Origin of the sequence: Aeromonas sp. MR7 (genome assembly GCF_963899385.1) — a bacterium.
In the GTDB taxonomy this organism is placed as follows: Bacteria; Pseudomonadota; Gammaproteobacteria; order Enterobacterales; family Aeromonadaceae; genus Aeromonas; species Aeromonas bestiarum.
The window spans coordinates 1-569 of the sequence record NZ_CAWQXH010000027.1; the positions used below are offsets into that span (position 1 = coordinate 1).

2 tRNA genes and 1 rRNA gene are annotated in these 569 nt (G+C 46.6%); all 3 read right to left on the reverse strand.

Going from position 1 to position 569, the window contains the following annotated elements:
• Window positions 1-212 precede the first annotated feature (212 nt).
• Window positions 213-288 (reverse strand) — tRNA-Ala (locus AACW87_RS14575).
• A gap of 14 nt (window positions 289-302) precedes the next feature.
• A tRNA-Ile gene (locus tag AACW87_RS14580) sits at window positions 303-379 on the reverse strand.
• A 73-nt stretch (window positions 380-452) separates the two neighbouring features.
• A 16S ribosomal RNA gene (locus AACW87_RS14585) occupies window positions 453-569 on the reverse strand; the annotation flags it as partial.

Genomic DNA, 569 nt, shown 5'->3' on the forward strand with positions numbered 1-569 from the left:
ACGCGACTTGTTGCTGTACAACAAGGACCAAAATAAATTTTGGTTTTCGCCAAGAAGTTTCCAAAGCACTTGTAACAAATGTTTGAGAACTACTTTTTAAATCAGCTTTCCAGATTGTTAAAGAGCAAACTTCATAAAGAAGTCAAAGACATAGATTGAACATCAAAGCTCAATGCATGGCTTTTGCTTCTCGCAAAATACAGTACCGATTATGGTGGAGCTATGCGGGATCGAACCGCAGACCTCCTGCGTGCAAAGCAGGCGCTCTCCCAGCTGAGCTATAGCCCCGTAATCAGACGAAGTGGTGGGTCTGAGTGGACTCGAACCACCGACCTCACCCTTATCAGGGGTGCGCTCTAACCACCTGAGCTACAGACCCACTTCGTGTACTGTCTCTAAACTTGAATCAAGGCAATCTGTGTGAACACTCAACAACATACGTCATCTTAAGGTAAGGAGGTGATCCAACCCCAGGTTCCCCTAGGGTTACCTTGTTACGACTTCACCCCAGTCATGAATCACACCGTGGTAAACGCCCTCCCGAAGGTTAAGCTATCTACTTCTGGTGC